The 23,084-nt window shown below is 45.0% G+C and carries 21 protein-coding genes; 9 read left to right on the top strand and 12 right to left on the bottom strand.

Going from position 1 to position 23,084, the window contains the following annotated elements; translation table 11 throughout:
• Positions 1–149 precede the first annotated feature (149 nt).
• The 8 genes from NH462_RS07125 to NH462_RS07090 all read right to left on the bottom strand — a co-directional run bounded on the left by NH462_RS07125 (position 150) and on the right by NH462_RS07090 (position 8,282).
• Positions 150–557 (bottom strand): VOC family protein, encoded by a 408-nt coding sequence (locus tag NH462_RS07125; protein WP_253105097.1) that lies wholly within the window; start codon positions 555–557, stop codon positions 150–152.
• Between the two features lie 100 nt (positions 558–657).
• Positions 658–1,419: an SDR family oxidoreductase gene (locus NH462_RS07120; RefSeq protein ID WP_010378639.1), complete on the bottom strand. Its 762-nt coding sequence runs from the start codon at positions 1,417–1,419 to the stop codon at positions 658–660.
• A 6-nt stretch (positions 1,420–1,425) separates the two neighbouring features.
• A complete protein-coding gene (mmsB, locus tag NH462_RS07115) occupies positions 1,426–2,313 on the bottom strand; it encodes a 3-hydroxyisobutyrate dehydrogenase (RefSeq protein WP_010604932.1) in 888 nt (295 codons plus the stop codon).
• Between the two features lie 12 nt (positions 2,314–2,325).
• Positions 2,326–3,465 carry an enoyl-CoA hydratase/isomerase family protein gene (locus tag NH462_RS07110; protein ID WP_253105094.1) on the bottom strand — a complete coding sequence of 380 codons (1,140 nt, stop codon included), beginning with the start codon at positions 3,463–3,465 and terminating at the stop codon, positions 2,326–2,328.
• On the bottom strand, positions 3,465–4,241 hold the full coding sequence (locus NH462_RS07105; RefSeq protein WP_010378634.1) for an enoyl-CoA hydratase: 777 nt from the start codon (positions 4,239–4,241) through the stop codon (positions 3,465–3,467). The genes NH462_RS07110 and NH462_RS07105 overlap by 1 nt, the downstream gene beginning before the upstream one ends.
• 10 nt (positions 4,242–4,251) lie before the next feature.
• A complete protein-coding gene (locus NH462_RS07100) occupies positions 4,252–5,409 on the bottom strand; it encodes an acyl-CoA dehydrogenase family protein (protein ID WP_253105092.1) in 1,158 nt (385 codons plus the stop codon).
• Between the two features lie 107 nt (positions 5,410–5,516).
• A complete protein-coding gene (locus NH462_RS07095) occupies positions 5,517–7,007 on the bottom strand; it encodes a CoA-acylating methylmalonate-semialdehyde dehydrogenase (protein WP_010604936.1) in 1,491 nt (496 codons plus the stop codon).
• 96 nt (positions 7,008–7,103) lie between these two features.
• Positions 7,104–8,282, bottom strand: coding sequence for an acetyl-CoA C-acyltransferase (locus NH462_RS07090; protein WP_017219490.1), 1,179 nt, complete (start codon positions 8,280–8,282; stop codon positions 7,104–7,106).
• A 315-nt stretch (positions 8,283–8,597) separates the two neighbouring features.
• Here NH462_RS07090 and NH462_RS07085 point away from each other — a divergent pair, with 315 nt between their 5' ends.
• From NH462_RS07085 to NH462_RS07045, 9 genes are all read left to right on the top strand, one after another.
• Positions 8,598–8,990: a MerR family DNA-binding transcriptional regulator gene (locus NH462_RS07085; RefSeq protein WP_010378624.1), complete on the top strand. Its 393-nt coding sequence runs from the start codon at positions 8,598–8,600 to the stop codon at positions 8,988–8,990.
• Between the two features lie 24 nt (positions 8,991–9,014).
• Positions 9,015–10,190 carry an isovaleryl-CoA dehydrogenase gene (locus NH462_RS07080; protein ID WP_010378622.1) on the top strand — a complete coding sequence of 392 codons (1,176 nt, stop codon included), beginning with the start codon at positions 9,015–9,017 and terminating at the stop codon, positions 10,188–10,190.
• A 9-nt stretch (positions 10,191–10,199) separates the two neighbouring features.
• Positions 10,200–11,807, top strand: coding sequence for a carboxyl transferase domain-containing protein (locus NH462_RS07075; protein ID WP_010378620.1), 1,608 nt, complete (start codon positions 10,200–10,202; stop codon positions 11,805–11,807).
• 9 nt (positions 11,808–11,816) lie between these two features.
• Entirely contained in the window at positions 11,817–12,599 is a 783-nt protein-coding gene (locus NH462_RS07070) for an enoyl-CoA hydratase-related protein (RefSeq protein ID WP_010378618.1), read from the top strand.
• 8 nt (positions 12,600–12,607) lie between these two features.
• The gene (locus NH462_RS07065; protein ID WP_253105089.1) at positions 12,608–14,551 is read left to right on the top strand and encodes an acetyl/propionyl/methylcrotonyl-CoA carboxylase subunit alpha; all 1,944 of its coding nucleotides are present in this window, start codon (positions 12,608–12,610) and stop codon (positions 14,549–14,551) included.
• Complete coding sequence (locus NH462_RS07060; protein WP_253105086.1) at positions 14,551–15,459, top strand: hydroxymethylglutaryl-CoA lyase; 909 nt, start codon at positions 14,551–14,553, stop codon at positions 15,457–15,459. The genes NH462_RS07065 and NH462_RS07060 overlap by 1 nt, the downstream gene beginning before the upstream one ends.
• A gap of 27 nt (positions 15,460–15,486) precedes the next feature.
• A complete protein-coding gene (locus NH462_RS07055; RefSeq protein ID WP_010378612.1) occupies positions 15,487–16,185 on the top strand; it encodes a CoA transferase subunit A in 699 nt (232 codons plus the stop codon).
• Between the two features lie 9 nt (positions 16,186–16,194).
• A complete protein-coding gene (locus NH462_RS07050) occupies positions 16,195–16,860 on the top strand; it encodes a CoA transferase subunit B (RefSeq protein ID WP_010378611.1) in 666 nt (221 codons plus the stop codon).
• Between the two features lie 689 nt (positions 16,861–17,549).
• Positions 17,550–19,124, top strand: a complete 1,575-nt coding sequence (locus NH462_RS07045) for a BCCT family transporter (protein WP_017219496.1) — start codon at positions 17,550–17,552, stop codon at positions 19,122–19,124.
• Positions 19,125–19,185: 61 nt separating this feature from the next.
• On the opposite strand, the gene NH462_RS07040 is transcribed toward NH462_RS07045, so the two are convergent.
• The 4 genes from NH462_RS07040 to NH462_RS07025 all read right to left on the bottom strand — a co-directional run bounded on the left by NH462_RS07040 (position 19,186) and on the right by NH462_RS07025 (position 22,935).
• Positions 19,186–19,887: a 3'-5' exonuclease gene (locus NH462_RS07040; protein ID WP_010604944.1), complete on the bottom strand. Its 702-nt coding sequence runs from the start codon at positions 19,885–19,887 to the stop codon at positions 19,186–19,188.
• Positions 19,888–19,896: 9 nt separating this feature from the next.
• Positions 19,897–21,792, bottom strand: coding sequence for a DUF294 nucleotidyltransferase-like domain-containing protein (locus tag NH462_RS07035; RefSeq protein ID WP_253105083.1), 1,896 nt, complete (start codon positions 21,790–21,792; stop codon positions 19,897–19,899).
• A 77-nt stretch (positions 21,793–21,869) separates the two neighbouring features.
• A complete protein-coding gene (locus NH462_RS07030) occupies positions 21,870–22,448 on the bottom strand; it encodes a pyridoxal 5'-phosphate synthase (RefSeq protein WP_017219499.1) in 579 nt (192 codons plus the stop codon).
• On the bottom strand, positions 22,441–22,935 hold the full coding sequence (locus tag NH462_RS07025) for a cupin domain-containing protein (RefSeq protein WP_017219500.1): 495 nt from the start codon (positions 22,933–22,935) through the stop codon (positions 22,441–22,443). Before NH462_RS07025 ends, NH462_RS07030 begins: the two co-directional genes overlap by 8 nt.
• Between the last annotated feature and the right edge of the window lie 149 nt (positions 22,936–23,084).

Genomic DNA, 23,084 nt, shown 5'->3' with positions numbered 1-23,084 from the left:
CCAATAAAATGAAAAATATTTTTTGCGATGTCGATACTGATTGTTGTAATCTGCATTTGGTCTTCTCCCATTTTGATTGTTTGCAATTCAATCATGGCACACCGATGCCGAGTGTGGGAGGAGACCATTACATCAGGTTAGTTATCATCTTAACATTGCTCATAAAGCTCCAGCGGCAAACCATCAGGGTCGCTGAAAAAGGTAAAGCGTTTGCCTGTATATTCATCTGTTCGAACAGGCTCTACAGCAACTTGATTCTGCACGAGGTGTGCAATACAAGTATCAATATTCGATACGCTAAATGCTAAATGTCTCAGTCCTTGCGCCTCTGGATGTGATGGTCGTTTTGGAGGATTTGGAAACGAAAACAACTCAATCTGGCTCCCATCAGGCAGCGCAAGATCTAATTTATAGGACGCTCTATCTTTTCGATAGTTCTCACGGAGTACATGCAACCCAAGTACTTCGGTATAGAACACTTTTGATCTTTGGTAGTCTGAACAAATAACAGCGACGTGATGTATCCCAGATAACTTCAAGCACTTCTCCTCAAGCATTTAGTGTCTTTTAAATAAAAAAGCGGCAATTTGCATTGCCGCTTCACACACTCAAGTAGGAACTTGGACTACACGTTGTAAAACCAAGCCTATTTTTTCATTACAAGCGAATGCCGCCGTCAATCTCAACGACACGTCCCGTAAAGAAATCGTTTTCAATGATATATTTTGCTGTATGAGCAATTTCTTGCGCTTCACCCAGACGCCCAACCGGCTTCATTTTCACTAGGCGCTCTTTGGCTTCAGGCTTCATTGCATCGGTCATTTTTGTACGGATCACACCTGGTGCAATTGCGCCCACGCGAATACCAAAACGACCTAATTCTTTAGCCCAACTGGTAGTCATCGCAACGACACCAGACTTTGCCGCTGAATAATTGGTTTGTCCCATATTACCAGCGCGCGCAACGCTAGACATATTAATGATCACGCCACCGTTACCCGCTTCTACCATTTTGACGGCTGCTTCACGGCCGCACAGGAAAACACCTGTAAGATTGACATCAATAACGGATTGAAATTGCGAAAGCGACATTTTATCGATGACTTGCCCGTCTTTTGCTTTGAGTAGCAAACCGTCACGCAAAATACCCGCATTATTAATTAATACCGAAATATCGCCGAAGTCATTTACGATGGTATTAAACACATTTTCGACGTCTGATTCTTGACTAACATTAGCGACATACGTGTTAACTTGTGTACCGAATTGAGCAAGTTCGTGCTTCGCTTCTGCTAAAACGTCTTCTTGCATATCTATCAGGGCAAGTTTTGCCCCATGCTTTGCCATTTCAGTCGCCATGGCAAGACCCAAGCCTTGCGCACCACCAGTGATCACAACTGTTTTATTGTTAATATCCATAGTGTCCTATTTCTCTGAATAAAGCTTAAAAATCGCACTAAAGTCTTCACTGCCTTTACCTTGATTTTGCATCAAGTTATACAAATTCTTCGCCAGCGCCCCCATGGGTGTCGCAGAATTCGTTTGCTGCGCAGATTGCATCGCAAGGCCAAGATCTTTAGCCATTAAATCAACCATAAAGCCCGGCTTATAACCGTTCGAAGAAGGCACATTTTCTAGTACATCAGGACATGGGTTGTATAGCTCTAGCGTCCAGTTACGACCAGAGCTATTTAGCATAATTTCGCTCAATACTTTAGGATCTAAGCCATGATCTACACCCATTTGCAGCGCTTCACTTGTGCCCGCCATAAGTATTGATAGCAGCATATTGTTACATATCTTAGCGACTTGTCCCGCACCAATATCTCCAGCATGGAAGATATTCTTACCCATATTGGTCAGTACCACATGCGCACGTTCAAAGTCTGCTTTATTACCGCCGACAATAAAAGTTAAGGTACCGGCCGCTGCACCTGCCACACCGCCAGACACGGGCGCATCGACAAATGAAATACCCGATTCTGCCAACTTGTTGCCAACAAACTGAGCTGATTCAGCATCAATGGTCGAGCAATCAATTACTTGTGTGTTTTTACTAAGGTAATTAATTAATCCGTCATCGCCGGTATACACTGCTCGAACATGTTTGCCTGCAGGCAGCATACTGATCACATAATCGGCTTCGCGACATACATCGCTCACAACCGTCGCTTTCGTCGCGCCACTTGCTTCAAGCGTCGCAACGGCTTCAGGGTTCAAATCGAATACACATACTTGGTGGCCAGCCTTTAATAGGTTAATGGCCATTGGACCACCCATATTACCTAAGCCGATAAATCCTACTTGTGCCATTTAAGTCACTCCTTATAAGTCACGCAATGGGTGATCGTTTTCATCCCAGCGAGGTGCAAAAAAGCGTTCTACCGCGTCGTCTGTAACTTCGGCGACAGATTTAAATCGCCAATTTGGCTTACCATCTTTATCAATAAGCAACGCACGAACACCTTCTTGAAACTCACCAAACTCGCCAGCCGTTACCGACATTCCTAATTCCTGCTTAAAACAGTCTCTTAGTGTTTTGCCTGCACTTCTAGTTAGCTGAGCTTTAACCAATGCAGCACTTAATGGTGAACCATGCTTTAATGCAGCCTGCGCCTTGCTTAGCCATTTGTTGTCAGTGCTATCCAACGCCAAAATAAACTCAACCTGCTCTGATAAAGTATCTTTCTCATCAAGCGCTTCGAACACTTTGATAAGCGGTTTAATTTCGCTTTTTGGCGGCGCATGAGACGCTTCATCTAGTGACAACAGCAACTGAGTAAGCTTTTCATGGTTTAATACATTGGTTTTACCCCAGTTCACTTCAACTAGGTTTTGTAACAGTAAGCTCAGTTTTTCTGAGTCCATAAAATGATCGGCGAGCCCAATCAGCTTGGCATCCGCAGCGTTAATGTTTGCTGCGGTGAGACCCAAGAATAGTCCAACGCCTTTTGGCATCTTATTGAGGAAATAGCTCCCACCAACATCAGGGTATAAGCCAATGGTGATTTCCGGCATCGCGATGCGCGACGTTTCTGTCATCACTTTATGGCTTGCGCCAGCCGTTAAGCCCAGTCCGCCACCCATGATGATGCCATTACCCCATAGTAGGATTGGCTTATCATAGTTATGGATTTGATAATCTAGCCGGTACTCTTCACTGAAAAAGGTTTCGATTAATGCGTTACTCGTATCAGACGACATTTCGCGATATAAACTCACGACATCGCCGCCGGCACAAAACGCCTTCTCTCCAGCACCTTTTAGCATAACCATTGCTATTTGCGGGTCGTTTGCCCAAGCGTCTAGTTGTGGCGCGAGCAAACGGATCATATCGAGGTTTAAGGCATTTAACGCTTTTGATGCATTTAATGTCGCCAGCGCTATTTTCATCCCGTTATGGCATGTTGCCTGTTCGAATATAACCGGCGCCTCTTCGTGATTTATTAGCTCAAATTCAATCATTAGCCATTTACCCAATTCGCTTTACGCTTCTCTAAAAACGCGTTTACGCCTTCTTTTTGATCCTGGGTATCGAATAGTGTTACGAAGAGTTCGCGTTCAAGTGGCAGTGCGCTATTGATTGTGCCAGAGCGGCCTTTTTGAATGAGGGCCTTACAAGCCGTCACCGCAACAGGGCTTTGGTCTTCGACTTTCTTAGCAAGTTCAAGCGCTGCTTCCAGTGCTTTACCCTGCTCGACCACTTCTTCCACTAAGCCAATTTGCTGCGCTTTATCGGCTTTTAAGCGTTCACCGCATAAAATCATACGTTTTGCCCAGCCTTCACCTACAAGCCACGACAAGTTTTGTGTGCCGCCAGCACAAGGTAACAGCCCGACTTTCGCCTCAGGGAGTGCCATTTGTGCTTGAGCTTCGGCGATACGGATATCGCATGCTAGTGCTACTTCTAAACCGCCGCCCATTGCAAAACCATTGATAGCAGCAATTGATACGCCTCTAAAGTCGCTAAGTGTTTCAAACGCTTCGCCAAATACTCGAGACATATCCGCAGCGACTCCTTTGTCACCGTCGGCAAATACGTTTAGATCTGCTCCTGCTGAAAAGAACTTTTCACCTTCGCCAGTGATCACTAAAGAATAGATTTCTTTATCTGCGTTCAATTCGATTACTAGATTTTTAAGTGCAGTAAGTGTGTCTTTTGTCCACGTATTCGCCGGTGGATTTGACATAGTAACAACGGCAGTATGGCCTTGTTTTTCGAGTTTTAATTGTGCAGTCATGATGCTCTCCTTATAGGACGCTTGGGGCGCCTTCAGCTAAGATCCGACGTGCAATAATTACACGCATGATTTCGTTTGTACCTTCAAGGATTTGATGAACACGTACGTCACGTAAATGACGTTCAAGTGGATATTCTTTGATATACCCGTAACCACCATGAATTTGCAGTGCATCATCACATACCTTAGTGCCTACATCAGTGGCAAAACGCTTCGCCATTGCGCAATAAGTGGTCTTTTCTGGGTCGTTGCTATCCAATTTAAATGCCGCAAGTCGAACCATTTGGCGCGCAGCCACAAGTTCTGTATTCATATCTGCAATTTTAAATTGCAGTGCTTGGAACGCCGCTAACGGTTTACCAAACTGAGAACGCTCTTGCATATACTGCTTGGCGGTATTAAGCGCTTGCTGGGCTGTACCAATCGAGCAAGTTGCAATATTAATACGACCACCGTCAAGGCCTTGCATCGCAAATTTGAAGCCTTCGCCTTCTTGGCCTAGTAGGTTGGCAGCTGGGATACGGACATTTTCAAGCGTGATAAGGCGCGTAGGTTGAGCGTTCCAACCCATTTTTTCTTCTGCTTTGCCATAAATAACGCCATCAGCATCGGCAGGGACAACAAAGGCTGAAATACCTTTTGGACCTGCTTCACCGGTTCTTGCCATTACCACCAATACGTCAGTTTCACCCGCGCCTGAGATAAACATCTTAGAGCCAGACAAAACATACTCGTCACCTTCTCTTATTGCTTTTGTTTTCAGCGATGCAGCATCAGAGCCAGAACCAGGCTCTGTTAGACAGTAAGAAGCCAGTAGCTCGCCTGTTACTAACTGATCCATATATTTTGCTTTGGTTTCTTCCGTTGCAAAGCTCGCTATCATCCACGTTGCCATGTTATGGATAGTCAACATGGCGGTGGTTGCTGTACAACCCATAGAAAGTTGTTCAAAAATAATACTTGAGTCAAGGCGAGATAAACCCAGACCACCTGCCTCTTCTGGCGTATATAGACCGCAAAAACCAAGCTCACCTGCTTTTTGAATTACGTCTTTTGGAAAAATGTGCTCTTGATCCCATTTTGCTGCATGTGGAGCAAGCTCGCTCATTGCAAATTGGTGCGCCATATCGGCAAATGCTTGTTGATCTTCGTTTAGGTTAAAGTCCACGCTAGACCTCTCTTGCTGTTCTGACACCCTGAATGTGTGTCGGTAATTCTTATCGTTTTGGTAAAAAATAGCGTGCTCCCCCTGCAGAGCACGCTATGCAATATGAGTTATCTAAGGTTGATACTCATATTTGGACCACTGACAGCCTCATCGTCAAACCAACGTGAGGTAATCGTTTTGGTTTCTGTATAGAAACGCACGCCTTGCTTACCGTAGGTGTGTTGGTCGCCGTAGAATGAATTCTTCCAACCGGTGAATGAGAAGAATGGCAATGGCACAGGAATAGGAATATTAATACCGACCTGACCCACTTCGATTTCACGCTGGAACTTACGTGCTGCGCCACCGCTTGCAGTGAATAATGAGGTGCCGTTACCGTATGGATTGTTATTAATAAGCGTAATTGCTTCATCTAAACTATCGACAAATACACAGCAAAGGACTGGGCCAAAGATTTCTTCTTTGTAGATATCCATTTCAGTTGTGACGTTTGAAAACAGGGTTGGACCTACCCAGTTACCACTTTCATAACCCTCAACTGTAAAATCAGAGCCGTCTAGCAAACACGTTGCGCCTTGCTGCTTACCACTGTCAATCAGCGACAGAATACGCGCTTTAGCCTGCGGCGTCGTTTGCGGACCATAAGCGGCTTCAGGATCATCCCATACGCCAGGACGAACCTTCGCCATTGCGTCTTTTAGTTCCTCTACCCACTGTTGTGATTGCCCAACAAACACGGCCACTGAGATCCCCATACAGCGCTGACCACCCGCGCCGACCGAAGAGCCAACCAGGTTATTGATCACTTGTTCTTTTTTCGCATCTGGCATAATAACCATGTGGTTTTTCGCACCAACACACGCTTGAACGCGTTTGAGATTTTGCGTACCTTTGCTGTAAATGTACTGACCAACACCACAAGAACCCACGAAAGAAATCGCGCGAATTTCCGGCGCTTCAAGGATTTGGTCGACCTGATCTTTACTACCGTGTACTACCTGAAGTACGCCTTTTGGCGCACCGGCTTCTTCAAACAATTCAACCAAGCGCATTGGTGTTAGCGGATCTTGCTCTGATGGCTTAAGTACAAAGGTGTTACCACATACAATTGCCATTGGGAACATCCACAGCGGGATCATCGCTGGGAAGTTAAATGGCGTAATACCCGCGCAAACGCCTAGCGGTTGGGTATATGAATAGGTATCGATATTTCGGGCAACGTTTTCTACCGTCTCGCCCATCATCATTGAAGGGGCATTACATGCTTGCTCAACCACTTCAATACCACGCCATACATCACCTTTCGCATCTTCAAAAGTTTTACCAAGTTCATGGCAAATGATGGTTGCGATTTCTTCTTGGTGCTCTTTAAGAAGCGCTGCATAACGCATCATAATTCGCGCACGCTCAGTTACCGGAACATTACGCCATGTTTTAAATGCTTCTTGAGCTGAATGAATTGCAGCTTGTACTTCTTCGTTAGTAGCACAAGGCACTTTTGCTAATACTTCTTGATTAGCCGGATTAACAACGTCTAACCATTTGTCAGACTGAGACTGTGAAAATTCACCGTTGATGTATAAAGGTACTTGGTGCATGAAGCACTCCTCCCCATAAAACGAGTTTATGCGCTGCGTGAATGATTAGAATTATGGAAAACGCAGCGCCCCTTGAACGAAATAAATTGCAGTAACTTACACTTCTACCGCAAGCGCTACAGCTTCACCACCACCGATACATAGTGAGGCTACGCCTTTTGATAAGCCGCGGTTTTTTAGTGCATGGATAAGTGTAACTAAGATACGTGCACCGCTTGCACCGATTGGGTGACCAAGCGCACAAGCACCACCGTTTACGTTGACTTTGTTGCTATCTAACTGCATTTCGTTGATAGCCAACATAGTCACCATGGCAAATGCTTCGTTGATTTCCCAAAGATCAACGTCTGCTGTCGACCAACCTGATTTTTCAAGCAGCTTATTCATCGCACCGACCGGCGCAACGGTAAATTCAGCAGGCGCTTGTGAGTGAGTTGCATGGGCAACAATCTTACAAAGTGGCGTCAAACCGTGCTTTTTCGCTTCTGATTCACTCATTAAAATCAGCGCGGCTGCACCGTCTGAAATAGACGAAGAGTTGGCAGCAGTGATAGTGCCATCTTTTTTAAATGCTGGGCGAAGTGATGGAATTTTGTCTGGACGGGCATTGCCAGGTTGCTCGTCGGTATTTACCTCAACATCCCCCTTACGTGTACTCATTACATGAGGAGCAATCTCATTGCCAAAACTGCCATTTTCGATTGCGGCGTTTGCTTTACTTAGAGAGCCAAGTGCAAATTCATCCATGTGCTCACGGGTTATGCCATATTCATCAGCGGTAGCTTGTGCGAAACAACCCATCGCTTTATTATCATAAGCATCTTCTAAGCCATCAGCCATCATATGGTCTTTGATTTCGCCATGACCCATACGCATTCCGCCACGGGCTTTTGGAATAAAGTAAGGTGAGTTAGTCATGCTTTCCATGCCGCCAGCGATAGCAGAATTAATGCTACCTGAGCGGATGAGATCATGCGCGAACATCGCCGCTTTTAGACCCGAGCCACATACTTTATTGATTGTTGTCGCACCAGTTGAACGTGCTAACCCTGCATGTAGCATCGCTTGACGCGCTGGCGCTTGACCGAGACCTGCGGGTAGTACGCAACCCATAATAACTTCGTCTATACTCGCGTCACTAAGACCTGTTTCATTCATTACTGCTTTAATTGCAGTCGCACCTAAGTCTGTCGCGGTTGCGTCAGATAGGCTTCCCATAAAGCCACCCATTGGTGTACGCTTAGCAGCGACGATGACAACAGCTTCGTTACTCATTGCAAAACTCCTGTTTACAAGCCAATCTTAGGCTTGTTAAAAATTAACTCTGTATTCGAGCATACATAATATTTACGTTTACGCCAACGTAAATCTAAAATCAAGCCAAACGAGATCAGTGAAAGTGTAAAGCTATCTTGCACAAATTTGTTTCCAAGGCTTATTTTCTCTGGCTGTAATGAAGATTTGATGACAATTCGAACGGACAGATTATTCCTTTTATAAGACTAAAGAAGGATCTGCTATTCTTACTTTACCTTTACGTAAACTTCACTTATATTGGTCTAATCAGTGACGTTGTAAGTGTAAATAAAAATGCAAGAAATTAATGAACCTACCTATTCAATCAGCGAGTTAGCTAAAGAATTTGATATTACTACTCGCAGTATTCGTTTTTACGAAGACCAAGGACTCCTTTCTCCTAGGCGCCAAGGACAAACGCGTATTTACTCAAAACGTGACAAAGTTCGATTAAAACTGATCCTTCGCGGCAAACGCCTTGGTTTTACACTTGCTGAAACTGGCCGATTATTTGAGCTTTACGACGCCGACAAATCGAGCGAAAAGCAACTTAAAACTATGTTGCAACTCATTGAAGAGAAAAAAGCCGACTTAAGCCAACAAATGGACGACATTAAAGTTGTCTTAATGGAACTGGTGACGGCTGAGCGCCGTTGTCGCGACACCCTACACGAGCTCGAAAAATAAACTCTCACAACAGGATGAATACCGATGAGCACAGTATCTTTATATAAAGAATTAAACTTTGGACTAGGCGAAACAGCAGACATGATCCGTGATCATGTAAATAGCTTTGCAACCAGTGAAATTGCCCCACTGGCTGAAAAAACAGATCAAGAAAATGCATTTCCAAACGAAATGTGGCCAAAGTTTGGGGAAATGGGCCTACTTGGGATCACCGTCGCTGAAGAATTTGGCGGCTCAAACATGGGTTATCTTGAACACGTTATCGCAATGGAAGAGATAAGCCGTGCGAGTGCATCAATTGGCTTAAGCTACGGCGCACATTCAAACCTATGTGTGAACCAAATCAACCGTAACGGCAACCAAGCCCAAAAAGAAAAATATCTACCAAAACTTATCAGCGGTGAACACATTGGTGCGCTAGCGATGAGTGAGCCCAATGCTGGCTCTGACGTGGTTTCAATGAAACTACGTGCTGAAAAGCAAGGTGACAAGTTCATCCTAAACGGTAATAAAATGTGGATCACCAATGGTCCAGATGCCGACGTTTTTGTGATTTACGCAAAAACGGATACCAATGCAGGCCCTCGTGGGATCACGGCCTTTATCGTCGAAAAAAGCTTCCCTGGTTTTTCAACGGCACAAAAGTTAGACAAACTTGGAATGCGTGGTTCAAACACTTGTGAGCTGGTATTCGAAAACTGTGAAGTACCTGCAGAAAACATCCTTGGCGAATACAACGAAGGCGTTAAGGTACTCATGAGTGGCCTAGACTACGAACGTGTGGTCTTGGCAGGCGGCCCGCTTGGTATTATGCAGGCTTGTATGGATGTGGTAGTACCTTATATTCACGAGCGTAAACAATTTAACCAATCCATCGGTGAATTCCAGCTGGTGCAAGGCAAAGTTGCTGACATGTACACGCAAATGAACGCAGCACGTTCATACGTTTATACCGTGGCAAAAGCCTGTGACCGTGGTGAAACCACTCGTAAAGATGCAGCTGGTGCAATTCTATATGCTGCAGAACTTGCAACCAAGCTTGCACTTGATGCCATTCAGCTTCTAGGCGGAAACGGTTATATCAATGAATATCCTACAGGTCGACTACTTCGCGATGCCAAGCTGTATGAAATTGGCGCAGGTACGTCTGAGATCCGCCGTATGCTTATCGGACGTGAGCTATTCAACGAAAGTCGCTAGGAGTGCTACATGACGGTACTAAATTCTGCGGTTAATCCGCATGAGCCCCAGTTCAAGGCAAACAGCGATGCGATGGCATCGCTGGTTGCTGATCTTAAAGATAAAGTCGCAACACTGAGCCAAGGTGGTGGTGAAGCGCTTATTGCCCGTCACCAAAGTCGCGGTAAATTATTTGTACGTGACCGAATTGAAACCTTGCTAGATGAGGGCTCGCCGTTTTTAGAAATTGGCCAATTCGCCGCGTTTGGCGTTTACGAGCAAGATATTCCTTGTGCTGGTGTGGTCGCCGGGATCGGACGCGTCAAAGGCGTTGAATGCATGATTGTGGCAAATGATGCGACTGTAAAAGGGGGTACCTATTTCCCTATTACCGTAAAAAAACACCTAAGAGCGCAAGAAATTGCGGAGCGCTGCCATCTTCCTTGTATTTATTTAGTGGATTCTGGCGGTGCGAACTTGCCAGAACAAGATGAAGTATTCCCAGATAAATTGCATTTTGGTCGGATTTTCTACAATCAAGCCCGTATGTCTGCAAAGGGAATCCCACAAATCGCAGTGGTTATGGGGTTATGCACCGCCGGTGGCGCATATGTACCAGCGATGGCCGATGAAAGTATTATCGTCAAAGAACAAGGCACCATTTTCTTGGCAGGGCCACCTCTTGTTAAAGCGGCCACGGGTGAAGAAGTGAGTGCAGAAGACTTAGGCGGCGCAGATGTTCACTGTAAAGTCTCTGGTGTAGCCGATCACTATGCAGAAAATGACGAGCATGCGCTTTCTATCGCAAGACAGTGCGTGTCACGCCTTAATCATCAGCGCCCCACTCGCCCGTTCCTGCAGGATGCCAAACCACCACGTTATGACATCAGTGAGGTGTATGGCATTGTCGGTACGGATCTGAAAAAACCGTTCGATGTACGCGAAGTCATTGCCCGTATCGTGGACGATTCTCAGTTTGATGAATTTAAACGCTACTTCGGCGAAACACTCGTGACTGGTTTTGCTGAAATTTATGGTCACCCTGTGGGGATCGTAGCAAACAACGGTATTCTCTTTTCTGAATCCGCACAAAAAGGCGCACACTTTATTCAGCTCTGTGCACAGCGCAATATTCCGCTGCTATTTTTGCAGAATATTACTGGATTTATGGTTGGCCAAAAATACGAAGCGGAAGGTATCGCTAAGCACGGTGCAAAAATGGTAACAGCCGTTTCCTGTGCTGATGTGCCTAAGTTTACAGTATTGATTGGCGGCTCATATGGTGCTGGTAACTATGGCATGTGTGGTAGAGCGTACGAGCCAACCATGATGTGGATGTGGCCAAACGCACGGATCTCCGTAATGGGTGGTGAACAAGCTGCAGGCGTATTAACACAGGTTAAACAAGATGGTTTAGCGCGTAAAGGCCTTAGCATGAGCGATGCCGAAGTGAGCGAATTTAAAAAGCCAATTATCGAGCAGTACGAAAAGCAAGGACACCCATACTATGCTAGCGCAAGGCTTTGGGACGATGGCGTTATCGACCCTGCGGATACGCGCACAGTACTTGGTCTTGCCTTGGAAGCTGCGAGTAACGCACCGCAAAAAGAATCTAAATTTGGCGTCTTCAGAATGTAAGGAGCACTTATGCCTGTCACTTTAAATATAACAAAAAGCAAAGTGGCGATTTTAGAGCTAAGTCGCCCAGAAAAACATAATGCCTTCAATGCGGAGGTAATTGCCGAACTCATTAAGAATATCGAATATGCCAGCGGCCTCGATGTCAGAGCGCTGGTATTAAAAACCGAAGGTAAACACTTTTCAGCGGGGGCTGATCTGGCGTGGATGAAATCCATGGCAGACAACGACTATAACGAAAACGTCGCTGATTCTTTAGAGCTTGCTAAATTAATGCAAGTGCTGGCCACTTGCCCTCACCCAACCCTGTGTTTGGTGCAAGGTGCTGCGTTTGGCGGTGCACTTGGGTTAATCGCCTGTTGTGATATCGCCATTGCAGAGCACAATTCCAAATTTTGTTTAAGTGAAGTCAAGCTTGGTCTTATTCCGGCTGTGATTAGTCCTTATGTCATTAAAGCCATTGGGGAGCGCCAAGCGCGACGCTATTTTTTAACAGCCGAAGTATTTGATGGTGAAAAGGCGCTAGAAATGGGTTTAATTCACGAATTGAGCGATGATTTAGCAAAAAGCGAAGCGAATTTTCTCGATACCTTGCTTAACAATGGCCCTGCTGCTGTGAAAAGTGCCAAAGCACTGATCAGCGAAGTTGCTGGTAAAGAGATAAATGAAGCGTTGATCGCCCATACCGCAAAGCGTATCGCTGAAATTAGAGTAAGTGACGAAGGCCAAGAAGGGCTTAGCGCCTTTTTCGATAAACGAGCACCACGCTGGCAAACCGCCGCAAGCGAATAGGAGTCAACATGCTAACTAAAATTCTAGTCGCGAACCGTGGTGAAATTGCCTGCCGCGTGATGCGCACCGCAAAGAAATTGGGCCTAACCACAGTGGCAGTTTATTCTGATGCAGATGCCAATGCGATGCATGTGAAAACAGCTGACGAAGCCTATCATATCGGTCCGGCACCATCTAAAGAGTCTTATTTGGTTGCAGACCGAATTCTTGAAGTCGCCAAAGCGGCGGGCGTCGATTGTATCCACCCAGGTTATGGTTTTTTATCTGAAAATGAAGTATTTGCCAAAGCGTGTGAAGCAGCAAACATTGCGTTTATTGGTCCGTTGGCAAGCTCTATTGAAGCGATGGGGTCTAAGACCCGTGCCAAGGAAATCATGCATGACGCTAATGTGCCTTTGGTCCCAGGGTATTATGGCGACAAACAAGACGATGATTTCTTACAGGCAGAAGCTGAAAAAATCGGCTTTCCGGTACTTATCAAAGCCGCTTACGGCGGTGGTGGTAAAGGGATGCGCGTGGTACGAGAAAGCAGCGAGTTTTTATCGGCACTACATGGCGCTAAACGTGAAGCTGCAGCGAGTTTTGGCAATGACTTAGTGCTGCTTGAGCGTTTTGTTGATAAGCCTCGTCACGTTGAAGTACAAGTTTTTGCCGATAGTCACGGTAACTGTGTTTACCTCGGTGATAGAGACTGTTCACTACAGCGTCGTCACCAAAAAGTGATTGAAGAAGCGCCCGCCCCAGGTTTGAGTGATGCGATGCGCAAAGCTATGGGTGAAGCGGCAGTACGCTGTGCGCAAGCGATTAACTATCGCGGCGCAGGTACAGTAGAGTTCTTATTATGTGGCGATGAGTTCTTCTTTATGGAAATGAATACTCGCCTGCAAGTAGAGCACCCAGTGACAGAAATGGTAACTGATCTCGACTTAGTCGAGTGGCAACTGATGGTTGCTGCGGGTGAACAGCTACCGCTGACTCAGGAGCAGGTTTCGTTATCTGGTCATAGTTTTGAAGCGCGCATTTACGCAGAAGACCCTGAAGAAAACTTTATGCCGTTTTCTGGTGTACTTTCACACCTTAGCTTTCCTGAAGCCAAAGATGGCGTAAGAATTGACACAGGCGTACAGCAAGGTGATGAGATCAGTCCATTTTACGATCCTATGATCGCCAAGCTTATTGTTCATGGCAAAAATCGTGAACAAGCCTTATTAAAGTTAAAATCCAGTTTAGAACAAGTGCACTTGTGTGGCTTGAAATCCAACATTGCATTTTTGCATCACTTAGCAGGCCACCCTACTTTCACAGCTGGTGCGCCTGATACCCACTTTATCGACACACAAACTGACGTATTAACTCAATCGAATACGCCGCTGGATAAAATGGTGTTATTAGCAAGTGCGGCCTACCTTAGCCGCCAACAACCATGTAAAAACACGGTGTGGGGAAACTTAGGCTTTAGGCTTAACCAAACCGCGAAGGTGGATTTACCATTTGCAGATCACGTCGCCTCGGCTTATCAATCTCAAGGTGGTTGGAAGGTTTCGTTTAACGAGCAAATCCACCAAGTTGAATGTAAATTAAATGGACACCAGTTAACAGTGGTGATTGATGGTGCACGATTACACGCCAGTGCCATTGTTACCGAAGCCGCGATCACTATTATGTATGGTCCGTATCAACATACCGTTGAACTTAAGTCAAAGCATTACATTAGCGATCATGAGCACGAAGCCGCACCGCTGGCTGCGCCATTGAACGGCACCGTGGTTAAGCATTTGTTAGCCGTCGGTACTCAAGTCAATAAAGGCGATGCCGTGGTGATAATCGAAGCTATGAAGATGGAATATACGCTCAATGCACCATTTGATGGCACGCTAACTTCATACTGCTTTGCAGAAGGCGAGCTCGTCAGTCATGGCGATATGCTGGCGATTGTTGAGGAGCAAGACTAATGTCTCAGTATCCGGCTAAGGTCAAAATTGTAGAAGTCGGCGCACGTGATGGCTTACAAAATGAGCTCAGTGTTGCCACAGAAGCTAAAATCTCGCTGGTTAACACATTAAAAGACGCAGGTCTCAAGCACATTGAAGCAGGCGCGTTTGTATCACCCAAATGGGTGCCACAAATGGCCGACTCTGCTGCGGTTATTCAAGGCTTTGAGCGTAGTGAAGGCGTTGAAATAAGCGCTCTAACGCCGAACCTTAAAGGCGCAGAGCTTGCACTTGAAAATCAAGTCGACGAATTTGCCATTTTCACTGCCGCCAGTGAGGCATTTACGCAAAAAAACATCAACTGCACGATTGAACAAAGTATTGAACGCTTTCGTCCCGTTGTTGAACTTGCACAAAAAAACAACATAAAAGTAAGAGGTTATGTTAGCTGCGTGGTTGGTTGCCCATATCAAGGTGAAGTACAACCAGAGCAAGTTTTAGCGGTATGTAAACAATTGTTGTCACTTGGTTGTTATGAAATCAGCCTAGGCGACACCATAGGTGTTGGTACACCTAAAAAAGTCCAGCAACTGCTCACCTTGTTACTGCAACATATCCCTGCTGACAAGCTTGCGGTGCATTTCCATGATACCTACGGACAAGCATTAACGAATATTCACACGGCCCTGCAAATGGGGATCGCAACTGTCGATAGCGCCGTTGCAGGTCTCGGTGGTTGCCCTTACGCCAAAGGCGCGTCAGGAAATGTTGCCACTGAGGATGTAGTTTACTTACTGCAAGGGCTTGGCATTGAGTGTGGAATTGATTTAGAAAGGCTAGCAAAAGCAGGATGGACAATTTGTGATGCGCTAGGCAAGACACCAAGCAGTAAAGTGTCGTTAGCACTCAAACAAACTTGTCAATCTTAAAACAATAACATTATTAGGAGTGGGCTTATGGCCGGTTTCGATAAAGTCGTATCAAGCTACAGCGAAGCGATGGCGGGTCTTAAAGACGGCGATACCATCATCGCAGGTGGCTTTGGTTTGTGTGGTATTCCAGAAGGCTTAATTGCAGAAATTAAGCGCCTGCAAACAAAAGAACTTACCGTGGTTTCAAACAACTGTGGGGTCGACGACTTTGGTTTAGGTATTTTGCTCAAAGATCGTCAAATTAAGAAGATCATCGCCTCTTACGTTGGTGAAAATGCGCTGTTTGAACAACAACTTCTCGATGGCATTATTGACGTTGAATTAACACCACAAGGTACGCTTGCAGAGAAGATGCGCGCTGGTGGCGCTGGGATCCCAGCTTTTTACACGGCAACAGGGTACGGTACTCCCGTTGCTGAAGGTAAAGAAGTAAAAGAATTTGATGGCCGACCATATATTTTGGAAGAATCAATTACTGGTGAATTTGCCATTGTTAAGGCTTGGAAAGCAGATCGCTATGGCAACTTGGTGTTCCGCCACACAGCAATGAACTTTAACCCTATGGCAGCGACAGCCGGAAAAATCACCGTCGCGGAAGTTGAAGAAATTGTGGAACCGGGTGAGCTTGAGCCGAGTCAAATCCACACCCCAGGTATTTATGTCAATCGCGTGATCAAAGGTGACTTTGAAAAACGTATTGAACGTGTCACAACGCGCAAATAGGAGGCAATCATGGGTTTAAATCGTGAACAAATTGCGATGCGCGTGGCGCAAGAGCTTGAAGACGGTTACTACGTTAACTTAGGCATAGGTATTCCAACCTTAGTGGCTAACTACGTGCCAAAAGGCATTGAAGTGATGCTGCAATCGGAAAATGGCTTGTTAGGTATGGGTCCCTACCCAACCGAAGACCAAGTTGATGCCGATATGATCAACGCGGGTAAAGAAACCGTGACAGCAGCGACAGGTGCAGCAATTTTTAATAGTGCGGAAAGCTTTGCCATGATCCGTGGTGGTCATGTAGACTTGACGGTACTAGGTGCATTTGAAGTTGATCAACAAGGCAATATCGCGTCTTGGATGATCCCGAAAAAATTAATCAAAGGCATGGGTGGTGCAATGGACTTAGTTGCTGGTGCACGCAACATCATAGTGACCATGACCCATGCTAGCAAACACGGCGATTCTAAATTGCTTGAATCATGCACATTGCCGCTAACCGGCGTAAATTGTGTAAAGAAAATCGTAACAGATTTAGCTGTGTTAGAAGTAAAAGACGGCGCATTCCATTTGCTAGAACGCGCACCGGGTGTTAGTGTTGATGAAATAATCAGCAAAACTGCAGGCAAGCTTATCGTCGATGGTGAGATCCCTGAAATGCAGTTTGAGGCGTCGTAAGACACACCCTAACTTACAAATGTACCGACCTCATTCCCAGTGCCAAAGGCGCTGAGTTACCCAAAACCCCTCGCAAGAGGGGTTTTTTTTCACATGCATCGAAGGAAAACTCTTTACTCTACACCACTCTCCATGTCTAGTTGATGAATGTGATGATTTTTAAATAAAAAATTCAGTAGCCATTTACTTTTCAATCTCACCCCCTAAACTAGTAGAGATAGTTTTGGTTGGCATTGAATATTCACCTGCCAGTACAGCTTAAAACTAAAGAGTTGCTGCTTTGAAGCATCGACTGAATATCAAGTTGACACAATATATTGATACCATCGCTTAGTAGCATAACGGTTCGGTTGGTTTATCTTAATTACAAGTATTGAGGCAGTATACTGTCGCTGTAACTAACATAAACCCATCATATATTTAGATAGTCATTCGGCTGATATGGTTGAAACGCATAAAACGAATGAATACGCTAAATAATCTAAACTAGACTAAGTAGTTTTTATGGCTAGCATTTTTTATGGCTGATAAAGTCATTCTAAGCCGCTAATGATTAGCATTAATAGCCAGATTACATTTTGCTTTGTTGCATAGTTAGTTTATGTCGAATTGTTATCAACCATTGTCTAGCGATTAATTCAGTATATCAGCTTGGTGTCGTATCACGATGAGAACAACAAGAGGATATCATGGGCAATCACCACGATAAGTACAGCATCGATAATACAGACTACACCGTTGGACAAGACAATGTTCAAAAGTGGGGGTTTGACGTACATAACCCTGTATTTGGTGTAAGTGCAGGATTAATACTGGCGTTTTTAGTCGCCGTATTATTAGTTGATGCAAACACAGCTAAAACCACTTTAGACGGCATAAAGTGGGATATCATAGGTAACTTTGATGCCCTATTTATGTGGTCTGGTAATTTCTTTGTGCTATTTTGTTTGGTGCTCGTTTTATCGCCTTACGGTAAAATTCGTTTAGGTGGTGAAAACGCCAAACCAAGCTACACTCGGGCGTCTTGGCTGGCGATGCTATTTGCAGCAGGTATGGGTATTGGTCTGATGTTTTGGGGTGTAGCGGAGCCTGTCGCCTACTACACAGGCTGGTACAAAACACCGTTAAATGTTGCAGCAAACACTCCTGAGGCAGCAGAACTTGCGATGGGCGCGACCATGTACCATTGGGGTTTGCATCCTTGGGCCATTTACGCCGTCGTCGCGCTTTCTTTAGCATTCTTTGCCTACAATAAAGGCTTACCACTGTCGATCCGCTCAATCTTTTATCCTATTTTAGGGGACAGAGCTTGGGGTTGGCCAGGCCATATCATCGATATTCTCGCCGTTCTTGCTACCTTGTTTGGCCTTGCGACATCACTCGGTCTGGGCGCACAGCAAGCCGGTGCTGGGATCCAACATGTATTTGGCATAGAAGCAGGTCTCGGTCTAGAAATTGCCGTGATTGTGGGTGTTACTGCCCTTGCGATTATTTCGGTTGTTCGCGGTATTGATGGCGGTGTAAAGCTACTTAGTAACGTTAATATGTTAATTGCATTTGTGTTACTAGTATTCGTTGGTATTGCAGGTTTTGCGATTGCCATGGGTAATATTCCGACGACTTTAATGGCCTACGTTGAAAATATCATTCCACTGAGTAATCCGCATGGTCGTGAAGATGAAGCATGGTTCCAAGGTTGGACCGTATTTTATTGGGCATGGTGGATTTCTTGGTCACCGTTTGTCGGTATGTTTATCGCACGCGTTTCTGAGGGTCGCACCATCCGCGAGTTTATTACCGCAGTATTATTAATCCCGACATTGGTAACCGTGATCTGGATGTCAATCTACGGTGGCCTTGCTATCGATCAGGTAAAAAATGGCATTGGCGCTTTAGGTACTGATGGCTTGACTGAAGTACCACTTGCGATGTTCCAAATGTTTGAAAACCTACCGATGAGCGATTTACTCTCGTTCACGGCGATTGTACTTGTACTGGTTTTCTTCATTACCTCGTCGGACTCAGGTTCTTTGGTTATCGATAGTATTACCGCTGGAGGTAAAATAGATGCCCCAGTACCGCAACGTATATTCTGGGCAAGTATTGAGGGTGCAATTGCGGCAGCGCTACTTTGGATCGGCGGTAAAGAAGCAATCGAAGCACTACAAGCGGGTGCTATTTCAACAGGTTTACCGTTTACTTTTGTACTACTACTGATGTGTGTAAGTTTGATCCTCGGGCTTCGAACTGAGCCTAAAAGCTAACGGTCGTTAATCTCATTACAGGCGGAGCTTGGTGTATGCTCCGCCTTTTTGTTATTTGGGGTTAGCTCCACCAGCGTTTCACCATGTCTGATGGGTCTAAACAATATTGAGCTTGAGCTTGAAATAGCTCAGCCGTTGCTAACGCATCGGACAAGGCATGATGTGGCTGATAATAGGGAAGCCCATAGCGCTTTCTGCAGTCAGCTAAACGTACCGAAGGAATTGGTTTACGTTTGAGCTTATCAAGCCAGCCTCTGGCGTTGTTTATCGCTGACTTTTCAATTTCCATCGTATCAATCACTGGAAACTCAATACCCTCACCCAATCTCGCTTTTAGCGCAGAATCGAAAAATGACTTTTCGACAAACTGATAGTGCACCACTATGACTTTACCATGCAGCGAAGCAAACACCTCTTCAAGAATATCTTGCAGATCTGGCGCGCTTTCAACTTGTGAGTGTGTGATCCGGTGCAGTACCACAGACTCCTCAGCCAGCGGACTGGTTGGCTTCACTAACCAATGCTTCGCTTGAGCCAAGCGGATCCGTCGTAAGTCAAATGGTACGACGCCAACGCTCACAATATCATCGGTGTTTGGGTCGAGCCCTGTAGTTTCAAAATCAAGGGCAACAAACTCGCACTGGCTCAATTGCTGGTAAGGATCTACCACGCCTTGCTGATAAAATGCTTGAATTCTCGGGTCTTTCGACGTTTCTACCAAATGCTGAAAGCGATTTGGCCATGACATAATCTCGCCTTGCATATTACACCGCTACTTCATCATGGATTTGTTTTGATAGCGAAACTTTAAAAAGCTCTGTGCTTTGTCTAACACGCCAAAAGCTTCTTTAAGATTACGCTGTTCAAAATCAGAGAGTGTTTCAGGCGGCAAGCTGTTATCAGGCTTTTCGCCCTGCTCAATTTGCCATGCTTGATGGCGAATACGCATGATGGCAATATATTCAAGCGCAGCTTGCAAATCTAGCACCTTACCCTTTGGCAGTATATTTGCCTCATCAATATCTTCTAATCGCTCGAAGGAGTTTTGTTTTTTAGAACCAACGCCAAGGGCATGCACTCGAACCAAATCTGAAAGCGGTGCTGTGCCACGGCGCTTAATATTCATCGATCGTCTGTGCTCACCGTCTTGCTCAAGGACAAACCCATTAAAAAAGCCTAAAGGTGGCGTTCTTCTTAGCGCATTATGTGCCATCGCAGCCAAAAATTTAGGGGTGTTTTTGGCCTTTTTACTGATAAAAGCAGTGAGTTTCTCAGCCCATTTTGTTTCACCCCAGACGCCTTCCAGATCAAAGAAAATCGAACTATTCAGCAAAGCCTCAGGACTGGGGTTTTCTATCCAGTCTTCAAATTGTGCTAACCATTGACTGTAAGTTAGACGCCAAGCTGGGTTGCTTGCCATGATCCCACCATCGCAATATTTATAGCCGCAATTGGCTAGACCATCACACACAAACTTCGCCAACTTTTCGAAGTAAGGGCCATGCTCAGCGGGTTGATAACTGTCATCCAAGATCAGTGCATTATCCTGATCGGTCACAATTAATTGTTCATCCCGAGCCATTGAACCAAGGGCAATAAAGCAGTAAGGAATTGGTGGTGGACCTACTTTTGCTTCCGCAAGTTCGAGTAACTTGTGTTTAAACGTTTTACCTATAATCGACATCGCAGAACCAATCATGTGTGAATTGGCGTCTTCATTCACCATCCGAGTAAAAATTGCAGGAAGCTGTTTGGCGTAACTGCTCAAGTCTTCAACACTTTGCTGGTCCATTAGCCCTCTAACAAACAACAGGCTGCTTTGAGACTCATAGCGCAAAATATCGGATAGCGCGACCACTCCTATCGGTTTACGCTTATGAACAACGGGCAAATGATGCACATTGTCTCTTAGCATCAGCATCATGGCTTCGAAGACATAGGCATTGGAGTCAACGATAATAAGATCGGTCGACATAATCTCAGAGACTGGAGTTTGATAATTCAGCCCCTCTGCGACTACTTTTGTGCGAAGATCTCTGTCACTGATAAGGCCAACCACCTGACCATCATCTTCATCTGGATCTTCGACAACAGGTTTCTCGGGGTCATAGATAAGTAGTGATGACACATGCTCTTTTGCCATCACTTGAGCTGCCTGCTGTACCGTAGCGTTGCGTTCAACGTACACCACATCGCGTAGCAATAGTTTACGCACTTTGGCCGTGGTCAAATCATTGCTGTCGGCTTGCTCAGAAACCGTGATTTTTAGTCTAGCATTATCGTCAGCTTCAAAATAATCAGCAAACGCTTCATAAACGTCGCAATACTCATCAAAAATGCCAACGGGAATACAATACACCAGTGTATCTTCAAGGCTTTGAGCGCCAAAACGAACTTTACGATTCATCAATAACCCACGCTGGCCAAAGATCCCACCTGTGGAAATACGATTGTATAACTCACCTGAGCGCCGATAAAGCTCGACAGCACCAGATCGGATCACATACAGGTAAGTGATCTGCTCTCCATATTCCAAAATACCGCTGCCCTCTCGGTAGTAACCTACTTCGACTTGGCTTGCGAGTTTATGTAGTGCCTCTTGAGGCAAATCCGAAAACGGCGGGTAAGCTACTAAAAAATTGGCAATTTCCTGATGTTCAACTTCCATGGTTTTCCTTGATATAAAAAGGAATTTAACCCTATTGTGGGCAACGAGGGATAAATTTGCAATGAAAGTCGGTTTAACTAAGGCTGCAGCAATTGTTTTTTCCACTGCTCACCACTACGCTCATAAGACTCTCTAAGATGTAGCCGAGTCTCAGCAAAAGTGAGAAACTCTATGGAAATAGGGTTGATGCAATAGCCACCCCAATTTTCGGGTCTTGGAATTGGATTCGTGCTATATCTTAATTCCGCAATTCTTAATTTTTCAGTCAGATCACTTTGATCTCGCATAATTGCACTTTGGTTAAATGACGTTGTGGTTAGTTGAGCATCTCTAGAGCGCCCTTGCCAATATATATCCGCATCTCTATCTGAAATCTTCTTTGCTCTGCCAACAATACGGACCTGATACCCAACATGATCCCACCAAACTGTCATCGCGATGTTAGGAAGATTTTCTAAATGCTTGCCTTTCGCAGAATCGAAATATGAACAAAATACAAAGCCACCCTCATTAACCGCTTTCAAATCAACAAATCTACCTGTAGGAAACCCATTTTCATCAATTGTTGAGACACATACCGCATTGGGCTGATTTAATGGATTGTTTTTCAGAGCTTGCTGCCACCAAGATTCAAACTTTTCGAGTGGATTAATCATTATTATTATCCTGATTATTTTTCATCGGTTCCATAATGTCATTAATATCTACCACATTCCACGGCAAACCTTTTTGCCTGTAGATCCGCTTACCTTGCTTTGTATAATCACCAACATCATGCGGTAAGCGCTGACCAACTACAATACAACGTAATGTAACATCGCTATTGTTTACTAACTTATGAGGCTTACCACAGGCTCTGTATCCTATGAAATCGCCTTCACCAACACCAATTACCTCATCGCCAATGTACGCTTCAGCAGTGCCTTGCAATATATACACACATTCATCCTCGTGATAATGCATATGTGTTTCAGTCGAATCGAACCCCGGCTGGATTTCTATGATGTGAAAACCGAATCCTGTTATACCAGTTAAGTCTCCAAGTGATTTATTGAGCCTCTGCGCATTTGGGTTCAGAAAATGAACTCTTTTTTCCCCTTTTAATGCTTCGATTTCAGCTTTACTTACAATATATTTTTCCATTTCTTCAAACTCCTTATGTTGGGCTTAACCTAAAGGTATGTGTTTAAAGGATATTAGCTTAAATTACAGCAATTGAACTGCTTTCAATTACATCCATAATTTGACTTAGGTCACTTTAAAAACCAGCGAAACCGCCTCATACTAGTTAT

The organism is Pseudoalteromonas sp. OANN1 (assembly GCF_024124685.1).
GTDB classification, from domain to species: Bacteria; Pseudomonadota; Gammaproteobacteria; order Enterobacterales; family Alteromonadaceae; genus Pseudoalteromonas; species Pseudoalteromonas piscicida.
This window is presented reverse-complemented; position numbering and strand designations above follow the sequence as displayed.